22 protein-coding genes and 1 pseudogene are annotated in these 23,263 nt (G+C 71.7%); 13 read left to right on the forward strand and 10 right to left on the reverse strand.

The features are described 5' to 3' along the window. Window positions 1-149 precede the first annotated feature (149 nt). The 6 genes from NMN56_RS23550 to NMN56_RS23575 all read left to right on the forward strand — a co-directional run bounded on the left by NMN56_RS23550 (window position 150) and on the right by NMN56_RS23575 (window position 6,415). Complete coding sequence (locus tag NMN56_RS23550) at window positions 150-1,397, forward strand: L,D-transpeptidase (protein WP_430542687.1); 1,248 nt, start codon at window positions 150-152, stop codon at window positions 1,395-1,397. A 439-nt stretch (window positions 1,398-1,836) separates the two neighbouring features. Next, window positions 1,837-3,120: a L,D-transpeptidase gene (locus tag NMN56_RS23555; RefSeq protein WP_274045748.1), complete on the forward strand. Its 1,284-nt coding sequence runs from the start codon at window positions 1,837-1,839 to the stop codon at window positions 3,118-3,120. A gap of 19 nt (window positions 3,121-3,139) precedes the next feature. Then, the gene (locus NMN56_RS23560) at window positions 3,140-3,946 is read left to right on the forward strand and encodes an enoyl-CoA hydratase/isomerase family protein (RefSeq protein ID WP_274045747.1); all 807 of its coding nucleotides are present in this window, start codon (window positions 3,140-3,142) and stop codon (window positions 3,944-3,946) included. Between the two features lie 337 nt (window positions 3,947-4,283). Further along, on the forward strand, window positions 4,284-4,781 hold the full coding sequence (locus NMN56_RS23565; protein WP_274045823.1) for an ATP-binding protein: 498 nt from the start codon (window positions 4,284-4,286) through the stop codon (window positions 4,779-4,781). Window positions 4,782-4,897: 116 nt separating this feature from the next. Further along, window positions 4,898-5,545 carry a LysE family translocator gene (locus tag NMN56_RS23570; protein WP_274045746.1) on the forward strand — a complete coding sequence of 216 codons (648 nt, stop codon included), beginning with the start codon at window positions 4,898-4,900 and terminating at the stop codon, window positions 5,543-5,545. Between the two features lie 123 nt (window positions 5,546-5,668). Beyond that, window positions 5,669-6,415 (forward strand): MBL fold metallo-hydrolase, encoded by a 747-nt coding sequence (locus tag NMN56_RS23575; protein WP_274045745.1) that lies wholly within the window; start codon window positions 5,669-5,671, stop codon window positions 6,413-6,415. Window positions 6,416-6,725: 310 nt separating this feature from the next. Here NMN56_RS23575 and NMN56_RS23580 read toward each other — a convergent pair whose 3' ends face one another. The 3 genes from NMN56_RS23580 to NMN56_RS23590 all read right to left on the reverse strand — a co-directional run bounded on the left by NMN56_RS23580 (window position 6,726) and on the right by NMN56_RS23590 (window position 9,857). Beyond that, window positions 6,726-8,192: a glycosyltransferase gene (locus NMN56_RS23580; protein ID WP_274045744.1), complete on the reverse strand. Its 1,467-nt coding sequence runs from the start codon at window positions 8,190-8,192 to the stop codon at window positions 6,726-6,728. Further along, the gene (locus tag NMN56_RS23585) at window positions 8,189-8,350 is read right to left on the reverse strand and encodes an LPXTG cell wall anchor domain-containing protein (RefSeq protein WP_274045743.1); all 162 of its coding nucleotides are present in this window, start codon (window positions 8,348-8,350) and stop codon (window positions 8,189-8,191) included. The genes NMN56_RS23580 and NMN56_RS23585 overlap by 4 nt, the downstream gene beginning before the upstream one ends. A 352-nt stretch (window positions 8,351-8,702) precedes the next feature. After that, window positions 8,703-9,857, reverse strand: coding sequence for an FUSC family protein (locus NMN56_RS23590; protein ID WP_274045742.1), 1,155 nt, complete (start codon window positions 9,855-9,857; stop codon window positions 8,703-8,705). A gap of 375 nt (window positions 9,858-10,232) precedes the next feature. On the opposite strand from NMN56_RS23590, the gene NMN56_RS23595 reads away from it, so the two are divergent. Continuing rightward, window positions 10,233-11,036 (forward strand): GAF and ANTAR domain-containing protein, encoded by an 804-nt coding sequence (locus NMN56_RS23595; RefSeq protein WP_274045741.1) that lies wholly within the window; start codon window positions 10,233-10,235, stop codon window positions 11,034-11,036. An 81-nt stretch (window positions 11,037-11,117) separates the two neighbouring features. On the opposite strand, the gene NMN56_RS23600 is transcribed toward NMN56_RS23595, so the two are convergent. The 3 genes from NMN56_RS23600 to NMN56_RS23610 all read right to left on the reverse strand — a co-directional run bounded on the left by NMN56_RS23600 (window position 11,118) and on the right by NMN56_RS23610 (window position 14,391). Further along, window positions 11,118-11,978 carry a GAF domain-containing protein gene (locus NMN56_RS23600; protein WP_280842868.1) on the reverse strand — a complete coding sequence of 287 codons (861 nt, stop codon included), beginning with the start codon at window positions 11,976-11,978 and terminating at the stop codon, window positions 11,118-11,120. Window positions 11,979-12,060: 82 nt separating this feature from the next. Continuing rightward, window positions 12,061-13,701, reverse strand: coding sequence for a sigma-70 family RNA polymerase sigma factor (locus tag NMN56_RS23605; RefSeq protein WP_274045739.1), 1,641 nt, complete (start codon window positions 13,699-13,701; stop codon window positions 12,061-12,063). Window positions 13,702-13,842: 141 nt separating this feature from the next. Beyond that, on the reverse strand, window positions 13,843-14,391 hold the full coding sequence (locus NMN56_RS23610) for a GNAT family N-acetyltransferase (protein WP_274045738.1): 549 nt from the start codon (window positions 14,389-14,391) through the stop codon (window positions 13,843-13,845). A gap of 170 nt (window positions 14,392-14,561) precedes the next feature. Between NMN56_RS23610 and NMN56_RS23615 the strand changes: the two genes are divergently transcribed. Together NMN56_RS23615 and NMN56_RS23620 are read left to right on the forward strand one after the other, a co-directional pair. Further along, entirely contained in the window at window positions 14,562-15,302 is a 741-nt protein-coding gene (locus tag NMN56_RS23615; protein ID WP_274045737.1) for a DUF5994 family protein, read from the forward strand. A gap of 125 nt (window positions 15,303-15,427) precedes the next feature. Beyond that, on the forward strand, window positions 15,428-15,892 hold the full coding sequence (locus NMN56_RS23620; protein ID WP_274045736.1) for a DUF5994 family protein: 465 nt from the start codon (window positions 15,428-15,430) through the stop codon (window positions 15,890-15,892). A 35-nt stretch (window positions 15,893-15,927) separates the two neighbouring features. On the opposite strand, the gene NMN56_RS23625 is transcribed toward NMN56_RS23620, so the two are convergent. Both NMN56_RS23625 and NMN56_RS23630 read right to left on the reverse strand, forming a co-directional pair. Beyond that, the gene (locus NMN56_RS23625) at window positions 15,928-16,107 is read right to left on the reverse strand and encodes a hypothetical protein (protein WP_274045735.1); all 180 of its coding nucleotides are present in this window, start codon (window positions 16,105-16,107) and stop codon (window positions 15,928-15,930) included. Window positions 16,108-16,124: 17 nt separating this feature from the next. Next, on the reverse strand, window positions 16,125-17,045 hold the full coding sequence (locus NMN56_RS23630; protein ID WP_274045734.1) for a hypothetical protein: 921 nt from the start codon (window positions 17,043-17,045) through the stop codon (window positions 16,125-16,127). A gap of 212 nt (window positions 17,046-17,257) precedes the next feature. On the opposite strand from NMN56_RS23630, the gene NMN56_RS23635 reads away from it, so the two are divergent. Further along, window positions 17,258-18,103: an SDR family oxidoreductase gene (locus tag NMN56_RS23635; RefSeq protein WP_274045732.1), complete on the forward strand. Its 846-nt coding sequence runs from the start codon at window positions 17,258-17,260 to the stop codon at window positions 18,101-18,103. A gap of 55 nt (window positions 18,104-18,158) precedes the next feature. On the opposite strand, the pseudogene NMN56_RS23640 reads toward NMN56_RS23635, so the two are convergent. Beyond that, window positions 18,159-18,320: pseudogene (locus tag NMN56_RS23640) on the reverse strand (TetR/AcrR family transcriptional regulator); the annotation flags it as partial. A 310-nt stretch (window positions 18,321-18,630) separates the two neighbouring features. Here NMN56_RS23640 and NMN56_RS23645 point away from each other — a divergent pair. The 3 genes from NMN56_RS23645 to NMN56_RS23655 all read left to right on the forward strand — a co-directional run bounded on the left by NMN56_RS23645 (window position 18,631) and on the right by NMN56_RS23655 (window position 21,624). Further along, window positions 18,631-19,593 carry a GlxA family transcriptional regulator gene (locus NMN56_RS23645; protein ID WP_274045731.1) on the forward strand — a complete coding sequence of 321 codons (963 nt, stop codon included), beginning with the start codon at window positions 18,631-18,633 and terminating at the stop codon, window positions 19,591-19,593. 233 nt (window positions 19,594-19,826) lie between these two features. Beyond that, window positions 19,827-20,411 carry a helix-turn-helix domain-containing protein gene (locus NMN56_RS23650; protein ID WP_274045729.1) on the forward strand — a complete coding sequence of 195 codons (585 nt, stop codon included), beginning with the start codon at window positions 19,827-19,829 and terminating at the stop codon, window positions 20,409-20,411. 322 nt (window positions 20,412-20,733) lie between these two features. Further along, a complete protein-coding gene (locus NMN56_RS23655; RefSeq protein WP_274045727.1) occupies window positions 20,734-21,624 on the forward strand; it encodes a class I SAM-dependent methyltransferase in 891 nt (296 codons plus the stop codon). Between the two features lie 124 nt (window positions 21,625-21,748). Here NMN56_RS23655 and NMN56_RS23660 read toward each other — a convergent pair whose 3' ends face one another. After that, window positions 21,749-23,248 (reverse strand): sialate:H+ symport family MFS transporter, encoded by a 1,500-nt coding sequence (locus NMN56_RS23660; RefSeq protein ID WP_274045725.1) that lies wholly within the window; start codon window positions 23,246-23,248, stop codon window positions 21,749-21,751. Window positions 23,249-23,263: the final 15 nt, after the last annotated feature.

Consider the following 23,263-nt stretch of genomic DNA (forward strand, 5'->3'; position numbering starts at 1 on the left):
CCGCTCACACGCGTGATCGAGGTGTCCCGGGTGCACGAGGGTCGTTGGTCCCAGCAATGGGCGCCCGCGCACGGCCAGGAGAAGGCCGGTGCCGCACAGGGGACGCACTGAGGCACGGAAGAGCGAGCGAGCGCGGAAGGGCAGCGGACGTGGGGCCGGAGACGGGGCAGGGCGCCGGTAGTGGCCGGCGGACAGGGGTGCGCCGGCTGTACGGGGCGACGGCGGCGGCCGTGCTGGTCGCACTCTGCGTGGGCGTGGCGGGTTGCGCGCTCGTCGCGGACGACGGCAAAGCGCCCGACGACGCCATCACGGTCACACCGGACGACCGCAGCCGGGGCGTACCCGCTGACGCTCCCGTGGAGGTGTCCGTACCGGAGGGACATCTGGAGAGCGTCCGCATGGTCCGCAGGGGCACGGGCCCGAACGGGACCGTCGCCGGGGAGTTCGCGCCCGACAGGCGCAGTTGGCGGCCCCTCCCGGCGGGTGAGGAGGGCGCGGACGTCCTGGAGCTGGCGAGCCAGTACACCGTGGACGCCGTCGCCGTGGACGCGACCGGGCGCCGCGTCGCGCGGCACACCACCTTCACGACGAAGGTGCCACCGCACCGCTTCACCGGCTTCTTCCGCCCCGAGCACCGCCAGACCGTCGGCACCGCCATGATCGTGTCCCTCGTCTTCAACCGGCCGATCACCGACCGCGCGGCGGTTGAGCGGGCCGTGAGCGTCACGGCCGAGCCCCATGTACCCGTCGCCGCGCACTGGTTCGGCCGCTCCCGGCTCGACTTCCGGCCGCAGACCTACTGGAAGCCCGGTACCCGCGTCACGCTCGATCTGCGCCTGCGCGACGTACGGGGAGCGCGGGGCGTCTATGGGACGCAGCGCAAGAAGGTCTGGTTCACCATCGGCCGCGACCAGCGCAGCGTCGTCGACGTACGCAGGCACCGCCTGACCGTCCAGCGTGCCGGGGCGGTGACGTCCCGGGTGCCCGTCACGGCCGGCACCCGCGAGAACCCGACGTACAACGGCCGGATGGTCATCAGCGAGAAGTACCGGGTGACGCGGATGGACGGCGGAACCGTGGGCTTCGGCGGCGAGTACGACATCGACGACGTGCCGCACGCGATGCGGCTGACCACCAGTGGCACCTTCCTGCACGGCAACTACTGGGCGAAGCCGGGCATCTTCGGCGCCAAGAACACCAGTCACGGCTGCATCGGCCTGGAGGACGAGCGGGGCGGCGGGGCACGCTCACCCGCCGGCCTCTTCTTCCGGCACTCCCTCGTCGGCGACCTGGTGACCGTGCAGGGCACCAAGGAGCGGACGGTGGCACCCGACAACGGGCTCGGTGGCTGGAACATGCCGTGGAACGAGTGGACGGCGGGCTCGGCGCTCAGCTGACCAACGGGCGCCCCGCCCCGCACCCGGCCACCCGCCGGGCGCCTCCGACGCCGCGAGCCGGTCTCCCCGATCCCGCCTCCGCTGTCCCTTCACGGGCTCCCGGAGCGCCGGCCAGGTGACCCGCACGGACGTTTGCGCGTGCGGCGGAGTCCTGTGCTGACACGGCCCGTTGGGTGCCCTGCCCCGCGCCCCGTCTTCACCGCTTGCGCCCGTTCTTCCGCGGCTTCCGACCCTTCCTTACGGTCTGCGTGACCCCGTCCCCACCTGCCCTCCGACCTCCTTGTCGCCTCCGCGAAACTGCGACCGAACGGTGACACGTGGGGCGAGTTCGGTGTCAGCGGGGTGTGGTTATCTAACAGGGCATACGCGCGTCACAGCGCGTTCGGGGGCGCACACGGGTGCGCGTGCTGTGTGAGGGGACGTCGGAGATGGGGCCGTCTTGGATCTGAAGACCATGGCCAGGGACAAGCTCAGGATCGAGTCATTCCGGGGGGACAGCCGCGCCCAGCTCATAGGCGGCTCGGCGGCGGGCCTGGTGGTTCTGCTGGTCGTCATGCTGCTGGTTCTGGCCACGTGCGGCGGCAGCGGGAGTTCGGGCGCCGAGGCGAACGGCAAGGGCGGCTCTGGCGGTTCGGGCAAGGAGGCGTCCGAGGCCGTCGTGGAGATAGCCCCCAAGGACGGCGCCGACGAGGTCGCCACCTCAGGGGCGCTGCGTGTCTCCGCGGGCAAGGGCAAGCTGACCGAGGTCACGGTCAAGGAGGGCAAGGGCGGCGACGGGGAAGAGGTCGAGGGGAAGATCGCCCCTGACGGCGCCTCCTGGAAGCCCGCAACGCACCTGGCCACCGGCACGAAGTACACGGTGAACGCCATAGCCGAGGACTCCGAGGGGCGGGAGTCGGCGAAGCACGCCACGTTCACCACGATCGTTCCCAAGGACACCTTCGTCGGGTACTTCACCCCGGAGAACGGCGACACGGTCGGCGCCGGTATGCCGGTCTCGGTCAACTTCAACCGGCCGATCGCCCACCGCGAGACCGTCGAGAAGGCGATATCCGTCACCGCGGAGCCGAAGGCCGAGATCGAGGGCCACTGGTTCGGTGACCGCCGTCTCGACTTCCGCCCGGAGGACTACTGGAAGTCCGGAACCAAGGTCACCCTGGACCTGAACCTCAACGGCGTCGAGGGCTCCAACGGTGTCTACGGCAAGCAGCGCAAGACCGTGAAGTTCACCGTGGGGCGCCAGCAGGTCAGCGTCGTGGACGCGAAGAAGAAGACCATGACCGTGACCAGGGACGGCAAGAAGATCAAGACCATCCCCATCACGTCGGGCAGCCCGCAGAACCCCACGTACAACGGCAAGATGGTGATCAGCGAGAAGTACAAGGTGACGCGGATGAACGGCGACACCGTGGGCTTCGGCGGCGAGTACGACATCAAGGACGTGCCGCACGCGATGCGGCTGAGCACCTCGGGCACCTTCATCCACGGCAACTACTGGACGCCGCAGCCCCAGTTCGGGGAGGTCAACGCCAGCCACGGCTGTGTGGGGCTCTTCGACAGAAGGGGCGGCGGCGACGGCGGGACGCCCGGAGCGTGGTTCTTCAAGAACTCCATGGTCGGAGACGTCGTCGAGGTCAAGAACTCCAACGACGCCACGATCAAGCCCGACAACGGCCTCAACGCCTGGAACATGGACTGGGAGGAGTGGACGGCCCCGCAGTAACGGCCGTTAACCTTCCCCCATGACCGCTAAAACGGAGCACAGGGACCACAGCGAGCACCCGGCGGCACGCCTTGAGGTCGAGGACGGAGTCGGCACCATCCGCCTCGACCGCCCGCCGATGAACGCGCTCGACGTCGCCATGCAGGATCTGCTGCGCGACCTGGCGGGCGAGGCGACCCGGCGCGAGGACGTACGTGCCGTGGTGATCTACGGCGGCGAGAAGGTGTTCGCCGCCGGTGCCGACATCAAGGAGATGCGGGAGATGGACCACGCCGCCATGGTGGTCCGCTCCCGTGGCCTCCAGGAGGCTTTCACCGCGGTGGCCCGTATCCCCAAGCCCGTTGTCGCCGCGGTCACCGGCTACGCGCTGGGCGGCGGCTGCGAGTTGGCGCTGTGCGCCGACATCCGGATCGCGGGAGAGCGCGCCAAGCTCGGCCAGCCCGAGATCCTCCTCGGGCTGATCCCCGGCGCCGGCGGCACCCAGCGGCTGTCGCGCCTGGTGGGCCCGGCCAAGGCCAAGGACCTGATCTTCACGGGGCGCCAGGTGAGGGCGGCCGAGGCGCACGAGATCGGCCTGGTCGACCGCGTGGTGCCGGACGCCGAGGTGTACGAGCAGGCCGCGGCGTGGGCGGCGCAGCTCGCGCGGGGGCCCGCGCTGGCGCTGCGCGCGGCGAAGGAGTCGATCGATTTCGGTCTGGAGACGGACATCGAAACCGGTCTCGCGATCGAGCGGAACTGGTTCGCGGGCCTGTTCGCGACCGAGGACCGGGAGACCGGCATGCGCAGCTTTGTGGAGGAAGGTCCGGGCAAGGCGACGTTCCGCTAGCGCGTCCGCGCGGGCCCCGCGCATGTGGCACGCGGCCCCGCCGTCAACGCGGCGGTTGGCCAACTGACCTTACGGGTGGGGTGGTTGGGGGTGGCGCGTCACGCTCCGCCCCCGCGCCCCACCTTGTGGGGGACTTGGCTTCCGTTGCGCCCCTCCTTGATTCGGGCTCGCTTGTGGCGCCTTGTGATCACTTGCGTACGCGAGGTCATGCCAGGTCAGCCGCCGCACGCGCCCTTGCGTCGCACGCCGTGACGTGTCCCGCGGTCCGGCGGAGGGGGTTCTTCCGGCTATCCGGAAACCCCTGAACCGTCCCCAGGGCCTCTCACCTGCCGCCATGATGGTGGCCATGGCGGGTCAGGGAGATGTGGCGAGCGTGACCGAGCGGGTTCCGGACGACCCGGACGAGACGGCGGGGAGTGAACCCGCGGGCACGGTCCTCGACAGAGTGGGCGATCCGACCGTACGGGAGGTTCCGCTGCCCAATCTGCCGGAGTCCGCACGCCTGGCACGCCGGCTCACCCAGTTCGTGCTGCGGCAGCGCTGGGCGCTCTCGCCCCAACTGACCGAGTACGCCGTGCTGTTGGTCTCCGAACTGGTCGGCAACGCCGTACGCCACACCGGAGCCCACACCTTCGGCCTGCGGATGCTGCGCCGCACCAGCTGGATCCGTATCGAGGTCCGTGACCCCTCGCGTGGCCTGCCCTGTCTGCTGCCCGTGGCCGAACTGGACACCAGCGGCCGGGGCCTCTTCCTGGTCGACACCCTCTCCGACCGCTGGGGCGTCGATCTGCTGCCGCGCGGCAAGACGACCTGGTTCGAGATGCGCGCGGAGTAGAGGCAGGCGCAGCAGAGGCGGTCCGTCCTCCCGGGGCAGCCGCCGGCCGTCCCCCGTGAGCGTGATCCGGGAGGGCCCCGCCTTCACGGCGCGCGGCGCTGCGTACGCTCGGGAACATGACACTCGGCACAGCCCTGTGGTCCTTCGCGCTGGTCGTGGGGCTGCTCACCGTCACGCCCGGACTGGACACCGCGATCATCCTGCGTACGGCGGCCGTCGGGCACCGCCGGCGTGCGTGGGGCGTGGTCACCGGAATCCAGTCGGGAACCCTGACCTGGGGCGCGCTCACCTCGGCCGGTATCACCGCCGTGCTGACGGCCTCGCAACTCGCCTACGACGTACTGCGCTGGGCCGGCGCCGCCTATCTGCTGTGGATGGGCGCGCGCATGCTGGTCGGCACGTTCCGGCGGAGGCGCGGGGGAGCGGAAGGGGAGGGCGCGGCGTCCGAGTCCGGGCCGGCGGCCGACGGATGGTGCGCGGGATGGCGGCAGGGCGCGCTCACCAACCTCCTCAACCCCAAGATCGGTGTCTTCTACGTCGCCGTACTCCCGCAGTTCATCCCCGAGAACGCCCCGCACTTCGCGACGGGACTCCTTCTGACGGTCGTCCATCTCCTGCTGGGCGCCCTGTGGTCCGTCCTTCTCGTCGCCTGCGCCAAGGCCGTGAGCGGCTGGCTGCGCCGCCCCTCGGCCAAGCGGCTCCTCGACCGCGTCACCGGAACGGCCATCGTCGGCTTCGGTATGCACCTCGCGGTGAGCAAGTGAGCACGTGGACAGGGGAATGCGGGATCGCGGGGGCGGGTCCCTACGGGCGGACCGCGGGGTTCCGTACGGTTGTGCGCGCCCGCGTCTTGGGCCGGGCGGGCGGATGCCCGTATAACCGGCTGTATGAGACTGGATGTGCTGGGCGGATGCGGGGCGTGGCCGACGGCGCGGCAGGGGTGTTCGGGCTACGTCGTGGACAGCGGCGGGTTCCGCCTGCTGATCGACCCCGGATACGCGACGCTGCCGCGCCTGTGGGAGCGCGAGGGCGGCGTGGACGGGATCGACGCCGTACTGGTCAGCCACGGCCACCCCGACCACTGCGCCGACCTCAATCCGCTGCTGCGTGCCCGTGATCTGAGCGACGAGCCGCCCGAGGCGCTGGGCGTGTACGCGCCGGTCGGCGCCGTCGACGCGGTGCTCGCGCTCGACAAGCCCGGCATGCTGGCCGACGCGTACGACCTGCACGAGTTCGGTCCTGGCCAGCGCTTCGAGATCGGCCCTTTCCGCGTGGACACCTGGCTGCTGCCGCACTTCGTGCCCAACGCGGGGGTACGGCTGAGCGCGGAAGGCGCCGTTCTCGCCTATACGGGCGACACAGGACCCAGCGAGGACGTTCCCCGCCTGGCCCGGGAAGCGGACGTGCTGCTCTCCGAGGCGACGTACCCGTACGAAGTGCCGCGCGCCGACGCGGACTTCCTGCTCACGGCGCATCTCGCGGGCGGGTACGCCACCCGCGCGGGTGCGGGGCATCTGGTGCTCACGCATCTGTGGCCTGGCACCGACCGGGACGTCGCGCTGGAGGCGGGCGCTGCCTCGTTCGGGGGCACGCTGAGCGTCGCGGAGCCGGGGCTCGTGGTGCCGGCGGGCTGACTGAGGGGGGCGTCCAGCAGGCGCAGCCCGGCCGTCACGGGTCCCGGGCACCGCGGTGTCGACAGTCCGGGCCCGTCTCCCATGGCTGCCGGCGCCACGGTCGGCGGGGGGCTTCACGTCTGGCTCGGCGCGGAGCTGGGGGAGGCGTGAAGTGCGGGGCGTGCGTGGTGCTTCGGGGCGAGCTTGCCGCCGCGGGCACGGCAGGTGCTTGCGGCGGGCACCTCGAAGGTCGGACGGCCGAGCTGTTCGACGGCGGTGGCCGGTTCGGCGAACGGAGCATGTGAGCGGCCCCGTCGGGCCGGCTGCTGGTTCAGCCGAGGCCGACTTCGACGCCGCCGCGGGTGCCCCACCGGTTGACGCGGTGGCAGGTGGCCATGGCGTACAGATACATGGGGCGCAGCAGGAGCGCGCGCCAAGCCGTGGCCACGGGGGCGAGCGTGAAGAGCATCAGGGCCTGGCGCAAGGTCATGTCGCTGCGGCGGACGGTGAACAGGCGCAGGGCCATGAGGTAGCTCATGGCCGTGCCGATGACGGTGCCGGCGACGGCGAGGGCGCCGAGGTGGCAGCGTAGTCCGGCGTCTGTCACCAGCACGACGGGGATGGCGATGCCCAGGACGAGATGGACGTACTCGGCGACGGTGGCCCAGAAGACGATGCCGTTGGCCGGCATGTAGCGCAGCCACCACAGGTGACGAACGGTGGTGCCGCGCATCCAGCGCAGCTGCTGGGCCAGGTAGTGGCGCCACCGCTCGGGGGCGAGGGTGAAGACGAGTGACGAGGGCTGATGAACGGTGTCGCCGGCGAGCAGTCCGTAGAAGGTGAGCATCGAGTCGTCGTTCATCTGCATGGGTCGGCCGCGGAAGGTCTCGTGCTCGTAGACCCCGGCGGCGTCGCGGACGATGTGGGCACGGTAGAAGGCGAGCGTCCCGGAGTTGATGGTCACTCGGCCGAGGACGGACTGGGCGCTGCGCAGCCCGCGGGTGAAGGGCAGGTAGAGCAGGTTGGTCAGCCGGGTGAGGGCGTTGGCATCGTGGTTGAGGACGACGACCTGACCGGCGACGGAGGTGACCTTCGGGTCGCTGAAGGGCTTGAGCCCCTCGGCGACGGCATCGGGGTCGAGGATCGAGTCGCTGTCGAGGGTGACGAAGACATCCGCGTCGTCGTGTGCGAGGACGTGCATCTGGGCGTAGCGCTTGCCGCGGTTGGGGGTGCGGTCCCAGGTGGCCTCGACGCCGTGGTCCGCGGCCCGGTCGAAGAGTTCGGCGCGAATGGCGTCGTACGTCATGGCCGTGCCGTCGCCGTGGACGGAGCCGTCGTCGACGACCCGGATCCGGTCGACCGGCCGCGACTGGGCGAGCACCGACTGCAGACAGGCGCGCAGGGCGTCCGGGGCCTCGTTGTAGACGGGGATCTGCACGGTGACCTTCAGCGCGTCGAGTTCGGCCTGCGCCTGAGGGGACGCGGTGCGGGGCCGCTCCAGCCAGGACACCGGGACCCACCACAGCAGCAGGAACGACGCCAGCCACGGCAGAGCCATGCTTCCTGTGTCCCCGCCCGTCAGGGAACCGATCACGCTGATGGCGTGGGCGATGCCCCAGGCGAGAAACGCGGTCAGCGGAAACGCGCCCAGCAGCACGAGCCCACGGGGGGAGGCGCACCATGCGCGAGGAAGGCTGAACGTTCCGGACAGCCTGGCCGCCGGACGGCTGTCTTCCGGGGTGGAGACCACGCTGTCCGCCGCACGCGCGAAGAGCCCTCGGTGGGCATCTGCCGTCATCGTGCGCCCGGCCCCATGCCGCGCCGGAACCACAGCCGCACCGCGAGGGCGCCCATCAGCACGGCGGCGACGCCGGCGACGACGAGCCACATCTGCCCCGCGGCCAGGCCGGTGGCGGCCAGCATGCCGCCGGGGCCCGTGATCGATCCGTATGGCATGGCAAGAGGCACCCTTCTCACGGAGACGCATGACTTCGACAGTGACCGGAAGCCGCTGGGTGAACGCGGGTTCGTCAACGGACATATCCGCGACCACCGGATCGTGTGATCAAAAAAGATACGTATCCGGTTGGTCGGACTCCAGCGACGCTCCCGAAGCCTCTCCGGACGACGAGGTGCGACCCTCCCGACGGACTCGGCTCCGTCCGTCGCTCCCAGCCCGGACGGATCGGTAACCGGACGGATCGGTGCGGGCGTCCCGCACCTGTGCCGGGCGTTGGAGCCGGTACCTCGCTCGTAGTGGTGAGGGAGCACAGGTCGGCGGCGGGGCGAGGGGCGGTGGGGCCGCGGGTCAGTCGTGTGCGGAGGAGGAGTGGTTGGTGCCGAGGTCTCCCGCGTGGGCGAACTCCTCAAGGAGCCGGTCGGCGTCGGTGAGCAGCACGCCGTGGCTGGGCCATGCCGCTCGGCCCTCGACGGAAGCGGTCAGCTCGTTGTGGCGCCTGCGGCCCTCCTCCAGCGTGCGGCGCAGCGGTCCCGCGTCGCCCCGCCCGTCGTCGGCGTCCTCGTCGAGGCGGGCGACCTCGCCCGCCGCACGCGAGACGACACCCAGCAGTTCCGCGTAGGCGCACAGGAACGCGTCGTCGGGGCACGCTTCGGGGTCCATTTCGCACATGCGCAGCAGCCCGTAGGAGATGGAGCGGATCTGCTCACCGGCGCGCGCGAGCGCCTCGACCAGTGCGCGGTGCCCCTCGAAGCTGCGCGGCGTCGCGCGCAGGAACTTGCGCGGGTTGTAGACGACGCTCTCCGCGCCCGACTCGATCGCCTCGCGGGCGCTGGTGACCGTGTTGTCCAACTGCCGCGCCCTGTACAGCCAGCTCTCCAGCGTCTCGCGCTCCGGCAGGCCCTGTGCGAGCCCGTCCGCCATCTCGCCGAGCAGCTGCTCGTTGGCTCCGGAGATCTCCTCGATGCCCCGCGCCGCCGTGCGGTAGCGCAGCGGAGGCAGGATCAGCAGGCTGACGCCGAGCCCGACCCCGGCGCCGAGCAGCGCCATCATGACGATCTCTCCCAGCATCGACTCGTGGGTGCCCGAGAGCGCGTTGTACGCGAAGACGCCCGCGACCGACACCTGGAGCCCCTGGGAGCCCAGCCGCTGCCAGCGCCCCAGCGTCAGTGTGACGGCCAGCATCACGGCGAAGGCGCCCGGGTTCTCGCCCAGCAGCGGGCCCACGAACCCGGCCGCCAGCACGCCGAGGACGACCGCGAGGACGTACCGCGCGGACTGGAGCAGCGACCTGTAGGCCGTGGACTGGACGACGAGCAGCGCGGTGAAGGGCGCGTAGGTGGGCTGCGGCGAGGCGATCAGATAGGCGGCGAGCGACCAGGAGAACACCCCGGCCAGCGCGCTCTTGATCAGCAGCAGGAGTGTGTCCCGTTCGGGCCCAGGGCGTTCCCTGGCCCTGCGCAGCGCGGCCCTCAGCCGTTCGTTCCAGTGCCCCGGGATCTTCAACGGAGTTCCTCTCCCTCTGCTGTCGCTGTCTGGTGTCCGTGTACACCGGGGGCCGTGTGGCACCCGGCAAGCGCCCGGAACGTGAGGGCTGCGCAACGGCAGTCCTCCGGCTCGCGTGGGTCCCTCGTATGCGCGCCAGGAATGAACATTGACAAAACGCCATAAAGCGGGTGCACCGGCAGAGGGAAATCATGCCAGTACGTTCCACGTCCGGGCGGGAGCGGCGGTACGGGCGAGCGCGGGAGCGGACGCACCGCCCTATATATGGCCACTTGGCGGACCGCCGGGCTTCCGGGCGGAACCCGGCGGCATCTTCCTGCACTTCGGGCACGGACCGCCCTTCCGTGTGAGGCCCGACGGCAGTTGACTGGACGCATGCAGGAGGGCACGGAAAGTCATGGAGTTCCCGGCGCCGTTCCGGTGGAGGCGCTGCTCGATCTCGTGGACGCCGTGGGCCGCGAACGGGACACGGAAGGGCGGCTCCGCGCGCTGTGCGACCTGGCGCACCGGCACCTCGCCGCCGCCGGACACCGGGCCGAGACAGGCGTGCTCCTGCCCGGCGGTGACACCGAGGCGCTCCGCGCGTGCCATGAGGGTCCGGCGGCCAGAAAGCTCCAGGGCTTCGAACTGAGGCGGGGCCACGGGCCGGCGCGTGAGGTCATGGCACGGGGCCACACCCTGGCCGACATCCACCTCGAACGCCCCGGAAAGCGCTGGCCGGGGTACACGCGCCTCGCGCTCGGCCTCGGCGTCCACCGCGTCACCGCCGTACCGCTGGGCTACGGCGAGCACCCCCGTGGCGCGCTCGTCGTCTACAGCAGGCAGCAGCATGCCCTCGGCCCGCACGACCTGGGGCTGCTCCAGGCGCTCGCGCACGCCACCGCGCTCGGCCTGGCGCACCATCACCAGCTCGGCAGCGCACGGGAGCAGGCCGACAGGCTCCAGGGCGCGCTCACCAGCCGCATCCCCATCGAGCAGGCCAAGGGAGCCCTGTCCGAACGGCTCGACTGCACACCCGACGAAGCCTTCACGCTGCTGCGCCTCTACGCGCGCTCCCACCAGAAGCGGCTGCACGAGGTGTGCACCGATGTCCTGGACGGAAAGCTCAACGAGCCGCCCTTCCAGCCCTCGTCTCCGCCTTCGTCCTCGTCTCCGTCCTTGCCCTCGGCGGAGGGCTGAGCCCGCGTGCCGACGGCCCGGTGCCAACGGCCGGGCGGCGGCGCCCTGTTCGCGGGCGTTGGCCGCGCGACGCCTGCCGCCTCACAGGCCCAGGCGCAGTTCGCGGCTCGTGACCGCGAGTGCCACGACAGCGGTCGGCAACCCGTCGGCGAAGGCGCGTGCCTTGATCAGCGCCAGCGCGTCCGCCACCGCGCAGCCCGCCTGTACCGAGACCATGCCGGCCGCCAGCTGCACCCGGTCGCGGTGGTCGGCCTCCCCGTACAGGCCGGGGTCGGCGTCGGGGCCGAGCAGCACGGAGTGGGTCAGCGCCGCCGCGACGCCGGCGACGGCGCGCGGAACCATGCCGCGGGGCCGCCTGTTGAGGATCGTCAGCGCGCCCAGGCACGCTCCCGGTGTCGTCAGCGGTACAGCCAGCACCTCGCCGACGCCAAGGCCGGCCAGCCCGGGACCGTAGCGCGGCCAGCGGACCGCCAGGCCGTCGCCGCCGGCCGAGACCGGTACGCGCAGCAGCGCGGCATCCCTGCCGGGGCCCTCGTCGAGCACGAACTCCAGCTCCTGCGCCCGCTCGGCGCACGGGTCGGAGGTGGCGAAAGCCAGCTGGCTCTGATCGGCGCCGACCAGGGCCAGCGCGGCGCTCTCCGCACCGCACGCCTCGGCCACCCCGCCCATGAAGAGCGGCCGGGGGCCGCCCGATCCCGCCGCCGACCACCGCGCGGCGTGGCGCGCGTAGGTCTCCTGGAGGCGGGCCGACGAAAGATGGCACTCGGCCGTCCTCCGGTGCACGCTCGCGACCTCGGCACAGCCGTACGAGCCGCTGCTCGCAGCCAGCAGGTCGTAGCCCGCCGCCTTCGACAGCGCACGCCGCGCGCGCTCTCTGGCACGTGCGGCACGTTCCCACGCGGGCCTCGACGGATCGGGCACCGGGCCCTCGCGCAGTTCCATGCCGCCATGGTAGAAGCGCCCCGCCGCGAGCGTCGACAACTGCCGTGCTCCGTACGGGTGTTGGCCGCGCCGTGCGGGCGGCTCAGCGGGCGCCGAATGCCTGGGTCCACCAGGGGCCGCCCTGGCCCTGGCGCAGGCCGAGACCCATCTCCTTGTACGAGCAGTTGAGGATGTTCGCGCGGTGTCCGGGGCTGTTCATCCAGCCCTTCATCACCTCTTCCGGGCTGTTCTGGCCCTTGGCGATGTTCTCCCCGTAGGTGCTCCAGCGGTACCCGGCCGCTGTGATGCGGTCGCCGGGGCCCTTGCCGTCCGGGTTGGTGTGGTCGAAGAAGTCGCGGGCCGCCATGTCGGCCGAGTGGCCGCTCGCCGCGGTGTCGAGCTTGTCGTTGGTGCGGACGGGGCCGCATCCCTTCTTCGCCCGCTCCGCGTTGACGAGCGCCGCGACCTCGTGCGACGGGCCGCGCGGTGCGGGGGCGGGCTCGCGGGTCGCCGGGCTGGTCTGGGGGCGCGGAGGCGGAGTGCTCGGGCGGGGCTTCGCCGGCTGCTTCGCCGTCCGCGAGGGCGAGGGTGAGGTGGCAGAGGCCGAAGGCGAGGCGCTGGAGGGCGAGGGCGAGGGCTTGGGACGCGGGGAGTGCGAGGAGGGGGCAGGTTCGGCACGCGCGGTGACGTCCCGCGAGCGCTTCCCGTCCTCCTCGGGCCCGGTGGTGAGGTGGACGATCCCGGCCCCGGTGCTCAGCACCACGGCCGCGGCGACGAGTCCCGTCACCCGCCTGCGCCGCCGCGACCGCCTGCGGCGCAGGGCACGCCCGGGGCCCGAGCCGGGGGAAGAGCCCGAGCCGGGGGAGTGCGAGGCGTGGGCACCCGAGCCTGTCGCGCCGGCGAGGGCTGGGTCGGTGGGCGAGTGCGCCGGGTGGTGGGCGACGCTGTGCGCTGCCAGGTCGGAGGCCGCAGCGGTCACCGCCGTGGAAACGACGGGCACCAACGCCAGCCCCACCAGGAGCCGTTCGGCGGGTACGAGGTCCGAGGAGCGGCCGGAGCAGACCGCGCAGTCGCGGGTGTGGCGGGCCAGGCGCTTGCGCCACAGCGGGGACGGTATGCCGTCCCAGCCCGAGGACAGGGAAGCCAGCAGGACGCATGGCGGTTCGGCCGCCAGCGCGCGCACCACCACGCGGGCCGTCTCCAACTGCGACTTCATCCGCTGCACCCGTACCGCGGTGTGCTGCGGCGACAGCTCCATCGCTGCGGCGACCTCGGCGCGGGTGAGCTGTCCAGCGGCCTCCAGCCACCACAGCGACAGCAGCGTCCTGTCGTCCTCGTCCAGCCAGCGGGTCGCCCGCGCCGTCTCGTGCCGCTGCCCGGAGAGGCCCAGGCGCAGCACGGTCGCGTCGACGAAGTCCTCGACGGGCGGCGCCGCGCGGGTGTCCTCCAGGCTGACGGGCGGCGCCGCCTCGGCGCCGTACCGCCGCCAGTAACCGCGTACCTGGTTCATGGTGATCGCCACCAGCCAGCTGCGGAAGCTCTCAGGAGAGCGCAGCCCGCCGAGGCCGTCCAGGACACGCAGCATGGTCTCCTGCACCACGTCGTCCGTGTCCGCGTGCCCGTTCAGTGCCCGGCCGACGATGTTGTACACCAGCGGGAGGTACGCGGCGGTGAGCCGGTCCCGAGCCCGCTGGTCCCCGGCCTGCGCCGCCCTGATGAGGGCGTACTGGGGTTCGCTGCTCACGCTGCTCGTGCTCCTTCTCGGTTTCTGGAACGGTCCTCCCCCTGGCACTGGAGGTGCGGGGGCGCCGCGCGGATAACAGAAACGCGACCAACAGAAACTACGAGAGCGGTTTCCGGGCGGGCGAGGGGGGATCGCCCGGCGTCACAGCGGGAGCCGCGCCGGCTTGCTCCACACCTCGAACACCGGTGTCTGCGGCGACGTACGCGCATCGCCCAGGCGTGCCCAGCCCCAGGACTGGAGCGCGCTGCGTGCCGGCACGTTCGCGGGCTCGACGCGCGCCGTGACCAGCTCGGCGTCGAGGCGGGCCATCAGCTGCTCCATCACGCGGGTGGCGATGTGGCGCCTGCGTACCGAGGGCAGCACCATCAGCTCGGCGACGGCGAAGACCTTGCCCGAGGCGGTGAGTTCCTCGGCGTCCCGTGAGCGTGCCCCCAGGAAGTCGTGCCACCAGTCGCCCCCGCGGTCCAGCCGGAACCCGTATCCGCATCCGGCGGGGCCCGTCGTGTTCGCCACCACCATGTCGAAGCCGGGGCGCTGTACGTCCTCGGAGAAGCGGCGCAGGAACTCCTGCCGGTCGTGGTACTCCTCGCCCTGCGCCCTGCGGTAGGTCTCGACGTACATGTCAGCGATCGCTTCGCGCTGCTGATCGGCCTGCCATCTGGTCAGACGCCGTACGAACACCTCTGCCACGCGTGCCTCCCACCCCGGAGCCGTTCCTGCCGAACACCGCGTGCGCCCCCGCGACCGTGCCCATCGTGACAGCGCACGGGCGCCGGGGAAACCGGCGGGCTCGCCAGGCCGGTCGCGCTGGGAACACAGTACGCTGGGACGCACCGAGGGCATTTCGTACACCGGTGCCGATGCCGACGTCGTTCTCGGAGAGCGACAACCACCGGGCGGGCGGTGCCCCGCCGGATGCCCGGGGGCGGGAACGAGCCATGGGCGTGGTCGCCGGACCCTGGCACACGGCACGCCCCGGAGCGCCCGCGGCCCGGCTGTCGCTGACGCCCGCCGTCCGCAGTCCGGGCCCGCTGGACGGCGCCTGGTGGCCGTACTCGCTCGACCTGTCCCGTGAACTCCCATGCCTGGCAGCCACGTTGGGGCCGCTGTGGGGCCGGATCACGCGCTTCACGGTGCACCCGGCGCTCTGGCACGACCTCCCACGCGAGGTGTCCCCGCTGGCGCCCGACCCGTACGGCATGGTGTTCTCCTGCGCCGTCGGCACCCGGGGCCTGCTGGTCGTGCCGCCGCTGACGCCGCCGGCAACGGCACTGCTGCTGATGGCCGTCGCCGCCGACCCGCACAACGCGCGTACGGCGAGCGGCCTGAGCGAGACGGTCGGGGCACTGACGGCGCCGGTTCCGGTGCAGTCCCCGGCCCCGGCCCCGATTCCGGCATCGGCGCCGCACCGCGAGGGGGACGGCGTGTACGGGTACGGAGAGCAGGGCGCTTACGAGTACGGGGAGTACGAGCACGGAGAGCACGAGGGCGGGGAGTACGTGGGCGGGCCCTTTCTCCCGGCCTCGGTGCACAACCTGCTGCGCGGCCCCGTGTGTACGCGCCTGGAGAGACGGCAGCGCGAGGAGAGACGGGAGAGCTGAGCGTGGCGGACTCCTCCGCGATGAACACCGGAGCGTCAGCACGCCACGGCGTTCCGGACACCCCACCCCGGACACCCCACCCGGGCATCCCACCCCGGACAGGAGTCCGGAGACAGGCTCACGGCATGAAGCCCACCAGCATGAAGCCCGCCGAGATGAAGGCCATCAGCAGGACCCCCGCCCGCGGGACCCCCAGGTTCGCCCTTCACCCGCCGCACACGGGGGTGCACAGGATCGACGGCGCGTGGTGGCCGCGCTCCCGTGACCTCACCGACGAACTCCCGCCGCTGCTGGCCGCGCTGGAGGACCGCTGGGGCCGCATCACCCGGGTCACGGTCGACAGCGGCATGTGGCTCGCCAGCTCACGCCGGATGACGTTCGGCGACCGTGTGGTCCACCTCAACTGGTCGGCGGGGATGGGGCACCGCGATACCGTCTGCCTCCTCTCCCTGGGGGTGGGCCGGTGCGACCTCACGGTCGTTCCGCCCGAGGCCACAGCGGCCGAGGCGCACCGCGCGCTGACGGCGGCCTCCCGGCCGGAACCCGCGACCGTACGGGAGGAGCGCGCACCCTCACACTCCGCCGGGTGACGGGGACTCCTCACACCCCGCCGGGTGACGGGGACTCAGGAAGCCGCCCTGCCACACGCACGCGCGCACGAGCCCGATCCGGCCCTGGGCCCGGTGCCGGTGGCGGTGCGGGGCTGCGCCAGGTGTTCGGCCGCTGCCTGGAGCAGCGCCACGGCCGCCAGCCGTACGAGAGGGTGCTCAACGGCCCGGCGCAGGGCCTGCGTTCGGGTCGACATGTGCTCTCCTCGCCTGCTCAGTGGCCGGACCGCGGCACGTGGTGTGCGTGCTGTCCGTGGTCGGCGTGCTGTCCGTGGTTGGCGTGGTCGGCGTGCGCGGGTGCTCCGGGCGCGGGTGCGTCGGCGCCTTCCGTGCGTACGGTGAAGGCCGCCGTACGCACCACTCCCTCGTGCTGGAAGTCGAAGAAGAGCCGGTAGGCGCCGGCGCTGGGGACCGTCGCCATGAACGAGACGTCGGGGCCAGGCTGCGTCAGCCCGTCGCCGGGCTCGCCGTGCGGGTGCACGTGCAGATAGGCCAGGTCGCCCGAGCGCAATGCGACGAGGTGCCCGTACGCGCCCAGGTAGGGCTGGAGGTCCCGTACGGGCCTGCCTTCCCTGGCCACGCGCAGCGTCAGATGGCCCGCTTCCCCGGCGCGCAGCGTGCCGGCGAGCCGGACCTCGTACCCGTCGAGGTGCGCGGTGTGGTGCGGTTCCGGCAGCGGTGCGGACTCCGGAACTCCGCCGGTGGTGAGGTCGGCGCCGAGGGTCAGCGCTGCCGCTGACCCTTCGGGCGCGAAGTCGGCGAAGACCCGGTAGGCGCCCGCCTTCGGCAGTTCGACGGGGGTCGACCAGGTGCCGTCCGCCGCGCGGGTGGGGTGGAGGTGGCGGTAGACCGTCAGATCGCGCGAGGCGACGATCAGATGCAGTTCCTTGCCGTGCTGTGTCCGGTAGGCGGTGACGGCCTCTCCCGTGGAGTCCTGGACGACGGCGAAGCGCAGCTCACCTGGGGTTCCCGCGGTGAGCTGGGGAGTCCGCAACTCCAGGGTGTAGCCGCCTGCGGAAGTCAGCAGTCCGCCGGGGGCCTGGCCCGCGTGGGCCCCGTGGTCCGCGTGGCTCACATGGTCCGCGTGGCTCGCGTGTCCGGTGTGGTGTCCGTGTGCCGTGGGGTCGGTGGTCATGACGGTTTCCCTTCTCTCCTCGGGGCTGCCGAGGCGCCCGGCCGATGCCTCACAACATACCCCCCTAGGGTATAAAGTCAACCGGCGTGGCCCCCGGCCGGGCCCGGGGCAACCCGCGCACCACGGCCCCCGCCACCGCACGCCGCTACCGCACACGGCCACCGCACACCGCTACCGGTGGCGACCGCGTTCGCTTAGCGTGTGGTGGTTCGGTGCCCGACGGGCCGCCCAAGCGGGCCGTTACGCAGCGCAGGCGCGTACGCCGCAGACCTGCGCAGCAGACCCGCGCCGAGACCTGCGCCCAGGACAGAGGACCGGAAACGGACATGGAAGCGGAAGCGCACGGCCCCCTCGCCGTCGTCACGGGAGCCAGTACCGGCATCGGCGCCGCCACGGCGCGTGCGCTCGCGGAGCGGGGCCATCCGCTGCTCCTCCTGGCCCGCAGGGCCGGTCTGGCCGAGGCGCTGGACCTGCCCAGGGCGCTGTGCAGGCAGGTCGATGTGACCGACGCGGTGGCCGTCGGCGCCGCGATCGAGGAGGCGGAGGCGCGGTACGGGCCGACCGATCTGCTCGTGAACAACGCGGGGCAGATGTTCCTCGGGTTCGTCGCCGACCAGCCGACCGAACAGTGGAAGCGCATGTTCGACGTCAATGTGCACGGGCTGCTCAACGGCGTACGGTCCGTGCTCCCCGGCATGATCGCGCGTGGCCGCGGCACGCTCGTCAACGTCAGCTCGGTGGCGGGCCGCAACGTCTACCCCAACCACACGGTCTACAGCGGCACCAAGTTCGCCGTTGAGGGCATGTCGGAGAGCCTCCGCCAGGAAGTCGCGGGACATGGAGTGCGCGTGGTCACCGTCGCGCCGGGGTCCGTCGAGACGGAGATCCTGTCGCACACGACCCACGAGGGGGTCAAGGCCGGGTACCAGGCGTTCAAGGACTCCATCGAGGTGCTCGCGCCCGAGGATGTCGCCGCCGCGGTCATGTACGTGTACGAGCAGCCCCAGCGTGTCACCGTGCGCGAGATCGTCCTCGCCTCCACGGCCCAGATCACCTAGCGCCTCTCGTCCGGCCGTCCTTACGCACCGGGCACGCACACCGCTTCGCCCGCCCGGGCCCCGTATCGAGTTCGGTGGCCGGGCGCCGCATGGTGACGCGCCGCGGCCCCTCGGCCTCCCTCAGCCTGACCGCCGTGGCGGCGATGGCCCCGTGGGTGAGCGCGGGCTTGGCAGGGCGCTCGCGGCGGCTGCGGCTGGGCGGGGTTCTCGGGGTCATGCTCCCCACGTGACGAATATGTCCGTCACGAACGGGTCCGTCGCTTCCCTGGTTGTCCCCCGCCCGTCTGCCTGCTCGCGTGTCCGCCTGCCTGGCTGCTCGCGTCGTCCGCCCACCCGCTTGCCCACCTGTCCGCCTGTCTGCTGCCGGTCTGTCCGCCCACCTGTCGCCTGCCTGCCCGTGGCATGAGTGACAGCTTTCGACGGGATCGCGCCATGACCGCCGCGTGGGGCTCTGACCAGGTACGGAGTCGAGCGATACGGAAGCAGGGGGCGGAGACGGCGCGCGGGTGGCGCGGTATGTTCCCGCCATGCACACCGTCGCCGTTCTCGCGCTGGACCAGGTGATCCCCTTCGACCTGTCCACTCCGATCGAGGTCTTCGCCCGTACCCGTCTCCCCGACGGCCGCCCCGGCTATCAGCTCCGCGTCTGCGCGGAGCACGAGGAGGTCGACGCGGGCGCGTTCACCCTGCGTGCCCACTGGGGGCTGGAGGGGCTCAGGGACGCGGACACGGTGATCGTGCCCGGCACGGCCGCTCCCACGGCCCCGCTCCCGCCGGCCGTCCGTGACGCGCTGCGCGAAGCCGCCAGGAACGGCACGCGCATCGCCTCCATCTGTTCGGGCACCTTCCCGCTGGCCGCCACCGGGCTCCTGGACGGGCTCCGGGCCACCACCCACTGGATCGCCGCCGGCATCCTGGCCACGGCGCACCCGGAGATCGAGGTCGACCCGGACGTGCTGTACGTCGACAACGGGCAGTTCCTCACCTCGGCAGGCGCCGCCGCGGGGCTGGACCTGTGCCTGCACATGATCCGCCGCGACTACGGCTCAGCCGTCGCCGCCGACGCGGCCCGGCTGTCCGTCATGCCCCTCGAACGCGAGGGAGGGCAGGCCCAGTTCATCGTCCACGACCGGGTGCCGGCTCCCCAGGGTTCAGCCCTCGAACCCCTCCTGACGTGGCTGCAGGACAACATGGCGCGCGATCTGACCCTCGCCGACATCGCCGCACACGCCGGAACCAGCACCCGCACCCTGATACGCCGCTTCCGCGAACAGACCGGCACGACGCCGCTCCAGTGGCTGCACAGCGCTCGTGTCCGCCAGGCACAGCACCTTCTGGAGACCACGCGGCACTCCGTGGAACGTATCGCCGGTCAGGTCGGGTTCGGGTCGCCCACCACCTTCCGTGACCGCTTCAAGCGCACCACGGGTGTCAGCCCCCACGCCTACCGCCGCACCTTCGCCTCGCCGCCGGAACGGCTGAGCGCCTGACCGGCCCCTTCCACCGGGCAGCGGCTCAACTCCCGTGCCCCACACGCCTCCTGGGGGTTCCGGCTCAGCCGCGCGCCCGCGCCGAGAGTGCGCGATGTTCCTGCGCTTCGAAGGAGGGGTCGCATGCACCGAATGCATCGCATGCACCGGATGCACAGGATGAACAGGCCCGGAGCGGGGCCTTACGCGACCACGCTGAGCGCGCCTTGCTCAAGGAGCATACGGTGTTGCCTATGACGCAAGACAACGGCGAGCTGGACAGCCTCGTACGCAAACGGATCCGCGCACTGCGCGTGGCACAGGGCTGGTCCCTCGATGAGCTGGCCGTCCGCGCCCGGCTCAGCCCGTCCACGCTCAGCCGCATCGAGAACGGTCAGCGCCGCCTCGCCCTTGATCAACTGGTCACCCTCGCCCGCGCCCTGGACACCTCGCTCGACCAACTGGTCGAGACGGCAACCGACGAGGTCATCTCCAGCCCCATGATCGACGCGGCCCACCAGAGCATGCGGTGGCCCATCCGCGCGGACCCGGGCATGACGGTGGTACGCCAGCGCATGACGGACCCGCCGCCGGACAGCCCCACGCGCATGCGCGCCCACCCCGGCCGCGAATGGCTGGTCGTGCTCTCCGGTACCGCCGTACTGCTGCTGGGCAACCGGCGCTTCCGCGTGGAGACCAACCAGGCCGCCGAATTCCCGACGATGCTGCCGCACGCCATCGGCGCGGAGGGCGGGCCGTGCGAGGTCATGGGCATCTTCGACCGCGACGCACGCCGTGGCCACCAGCGCAACGAGGCCCTCGACGACGACCCACGATGACCCGGGCCGTCCCTCTCCCTGAAGCGCCCTTTCCCGTCCGGCCTCCCTGAGACGCCCTTTCCCGTCCGGCCCGTAAAGCCCCCTCTCGACGAGGCGTGGGCCCTCAGCCGTCGTGGGGCCCTCAGCAGTCCGGGCCGCCCAGCCGTCCAGCTTCGTCGCGCCGCCCCGGGCCGCGCTCCCGTACGGCGAGGGGCGTAGGCGAGGGGCGTAACAGTGCAGCAGGTCAAGGACTTCTTGCGCGACCGGCAGGCCAGGCGGTCTTCTCTTGCTCTTCCGGGAAGAGGTGCCGCCCTGCGCCCCCGGTGCTCTTAGCGTGCTCGGTATGACCCACACACCCCCTCGTGCCTCGCACGACCACGAAGGGCACACCGCCCACCGGCACGGAGCCGACCACGGTCACGACCACGACCACGACGACCAGACGGAGATCCTCGACCTGGACGCGGAAGTGCTCGCCGAGCACATCGCCTCCCTCATCGCATGGCTGCCCGTCGGAGCCGAGCCCCGGCACGTCGCTGACCTGGGCTGCGGTACAGGGGTCGGTACGTTCGCGCTGCTCAAGCGCTTCCCCCGCGCCGAGGTGACCGCCGTCGATGCCTCGGCCGCCCACCTGCGCCGCCTGCGCGAAAAGGCCGCTGCGGAAGGTCTGGCCGACCGGGTGTACACCGTCCAGGCCGACCTCGACGCGACCTGGCCCGACCTCGGTACGCCCGAACTGGTGTGGGCGTCGGCCTCCATGCACCACATGACCGACCCCGACCGCGTCCTGCGCCGGGTCCACGGCGCGCTCGCGCCGGGCGGACTGTTCGCGGTCGTCGAACTGGCCGGCTTCCCGAGGTTCCTGCCCGAAGACGCACCCGAGGACCGTCCGGGTCTTGAGGAACGCTGTCACGCCGTACTCGACCGGCACCACGTCGAACAGATGCCGCACCGTGGCGCCGACTGGGGGCCCAAGCTCACCGCGGCCGGCTTCACGGTCGAGGCCGAACGCACCCTCACCGTGAACATCGGGCCGCCCCACACCGAGCTGGTCGGCCGCTACGCACTCAGCAGCCTGCGCCGCATCCGCAGCGGCGCAGCCGAGTCACTGTCGGCCGAGGACCTCACCGCGCTCGACCAACTGCTCGACACCGACAGCCCCCGCAGCATCCTGCGCCGCGGCGATCTGCGGGTACGCACCGAGCGCGAGGTATGGGCGGCACGCCGCACCTGAGGGCGTCGGCCGGCGAGGCGCGGTGACTGTCAGCCGCTATCGCGTCCGCTGGTGGCCCGCCCGCAGCCGTGCTTGCCGCTCGGCCGCACCGCCGTCCGGCGCCGGTTCCCGCGCTCCCGCCGGTTCACTCGCCACGCGGGTCCGGAGCCGCCGGTCCGTCCGTGACCGGTGCGGGCCGCGGTTGCGTGGTCATTGCGGAGGTTTCCTTGCCGAGGTGGTCGTGCGGGGTGTCCGGGTCGGTGAGGCGGCCCAGTCTGCGGGGGACGTCGAACCCTACGAGGAGGATGACGATGAGCGTGCCCGCGAAGGTGAGGATGGCCAGTGAGCGGCCCAGTTCCATGCCCGAGGCGAGGTGTGCGCCCAGTACGGGTGCGACGGCGCCGCCCAGTGATCCGACGTTGTAGGTGAAGCCGAGTGCGGCGCCGCGGCTCTCGGTCGGGAAGTGCCCGCCGATGTAGCGGGGGAGCAGGCCGGAGATGCCGAAGCTGAATGCCTGCAGCATGAACAGCAGGACGCCGAGGACCAGCAGGTTGTCCTGGGCCGCGAAGACCGGGAAGACGAAGACCAGCGAGGCGACGAGCGTGATCACGTACGCCTTTTTGGTCCCGATCCAGTCGCCGATGAATCCGGCGAGGCAGCAGCCGAACATGGTGCCGAAGCCGGCGAAGAAGAGCACGTCGGTGACCTGCCCGCCGCTGTAGCCCAGCTCGGTCTTCAGGTAGGTCGGCAGCAGGCCCTGGATGGGCCAGGTGTACAGGAACGCGAAGAACACGGTGACGATCATCGCGACGTACAGCAGCCAGCCCTTCCTGCCGCCCAGTTGGACGGCGAAGGCGACAAGAGAAGCCCCGGCGACCACCGACAGTACGGGTATCGCGCCGGCCCCGAAGGGGGTGAAGACCGCGAAGAGCGACACGCTCGCGACGGCCACGACGGCGAGGTTGAAGCCCGCCAGCAGAGGTGTGGCGAACAGGGGCCGGAACGGGTTCGGCTTCGCGCCCTTCGCCGCGACCGTCGCGCTCCACTCCTCCGCCTCGGGCAGGGCCCGCCGCATCCACAGCGCGATGACGATCGGGATCAGCCCGAGGTAGAACATCCAGCGCCAGCCGAGGGAGGGCACCACCCATTCGTAGACCTGGGCGGCCAGGACGGAGCCGACGGAGAAGCCGGAGATGAGGAAGCCGCTGGCCCTGTTGCGTACCCGGACGGGCCAGCTCTCCATGACATAGGTGGCGCTGGAGCTGTACTCACCGGCCATGCCCATGCCGATGGCGAGCCGCGCGACGAACAGGCTGGTGTAGTCCCAGGCGAATCCGCAGGCGAAGGTGCCCAGCGAGTACAGCAGGATGCTGGCGATCATCGACAGTTTGCGGCCGAACCGGTCGCCGAGGGCGCCCAGCAGGGCGCCGCCGAGCCACCGGGTGATGAAGGCGCCCGAGATGAGGCTGGCGCCCTCGACCGTACTGAGTCCGAACTCGTCGCTCACTTCGGTGAGGACAAGGGTGATCAGAACGAAGTCGAAGCCGTCGAGGACGTACCCGATCCAGGCGGCGAAGAACGACTTCCACTGCGTGGGGCTGACTTCGCGGTACCAGGGGATCGCGGCTTTGGCTATGGGGGTCACGTGGTCTCCAGGGGG

This window comes from Streptomyces iconiensis, from assembly GCF_028657195.3.
GTDB lineage: Bacteria > Actinomycetota > Actinomycetes > Streptomycetales > Streptomycetaceae > Streptomyces > Streptomyces iconiensis.

What these genes read in the sequence shown, in the direction of transcription:
- NMN56_RS23575 (WP_274045745.1), top strand. Translation starts at nt 5,669, where the DNA reads ATGAGACTGGATGTGCTGGGCGGATGCGGGGCGTGGCCGACGGCGCGG.
- NMN56_RS23565 (WP_274045823.1), top strand. Translation starts at nt 4,284, where the DNA reads ATGGTGGCCATGGCGGGTCAGGGAGATGTGGCGAGCGTGACCGAGCGG.
- NMN56_RS23625 (WP_274045735.1), bottom strand. Translation starts at nt 16,107, where the DNA reads ATGTCGACCCGAACGCAGGCCCTGCGCCGGGCCGTTGAGCACCCTCTC.
- NMN56_RS23595 (WP_274045741.1), top strand. Translation starts at nt 10,233, where the DNA reads ATGCAGGAGGGCACGGAAAGTCATGGAGTTCCCGGCGCCGTTCCGGTG.
- NMN56_RS23560 (WP_274045747.1), top strand. Translation starts at nt 3,140, where the DNA reads ATGACCGCTAAAACGGAGCACAGGGACCACAGCGAGCACCCGGCGGCA.
- NMN56_RS23655 (WP_274045727.1), top strand. Translation starts at nt 20,734, where the DNA reads ATGACCCACACACCCCCTCGTGCCTCGCACGACCACGAAGGGCACACC.
- NMN56_RS23645 (WP_274045731.1), top strand. Translation starts at nt 18,631, where the DNA reads ATGCACACCGTCGCCGTTCTCGCGCTGGACCAGGTGATCCCCTTCGAC.
- NMN56_RS23620 (WP_274045736.1), top strand. Translation starts at nt 15,428, where the DNA reads ATGAAGCCCACCAGCATGAAGCCCGCCGAGATGAAGGCCATCAGCAGG.
- NMN56_RS23600 (WP_280842868.1), bottom strand. Translation starts at nt 11,978, where the DNA reads ATGGAACTGCGCGAGGGCCCGGTGCCCGATCCGTCGAGGCCCGCGTGG.
- NMN56_RS23650 (WP_274045729.1), top strand. Translation starts at nt 19,827, where the DNA reads ATGACGCAAGACAACGGCGAGCTGGACAGCCTCGTACGCAAACGGATC.
- NMN56_RS23580 (WP_274045744.1), bottom strand. Translation starts at nt 8,192, where the DNA reads ATGACGGCAGATGCCCACCGAGGGCTCTTCGCGCGTGCGGCGGACAGC.
- NMN56_RS23630 (WP_274045734.1), bottom strand. Translation starts at nt 17,045, where the DNA reads ATGACCACCGACCCCACGGCACACGGACACCACACCGGACACGCGAGC.
- NMN56_RS23570 (WP_274045746.1), top strand. Translation starts at nt 4,898, where the DNA reads ATGACACTCGGCACAGCCCTGTGGTCCTTCGCGCTGGTCGTGGGGCTG.
- NMN56_RS23615 (WP_274045737.1), top strand. Translation starts at nt 14,562, where the DNA reads ATGCCGACGTCGTTCTCGGAGAGCGACAACCACCGGGCGGGCGGTGCC.
- NMN56_RS23585 (WP_274045743.1), bottom strand. Translation starts at nt 8,350, where the DNA reads ATGCCATACGGATCGATCACGGGCCCCGGCGGCATGCTGGCCGCCACC.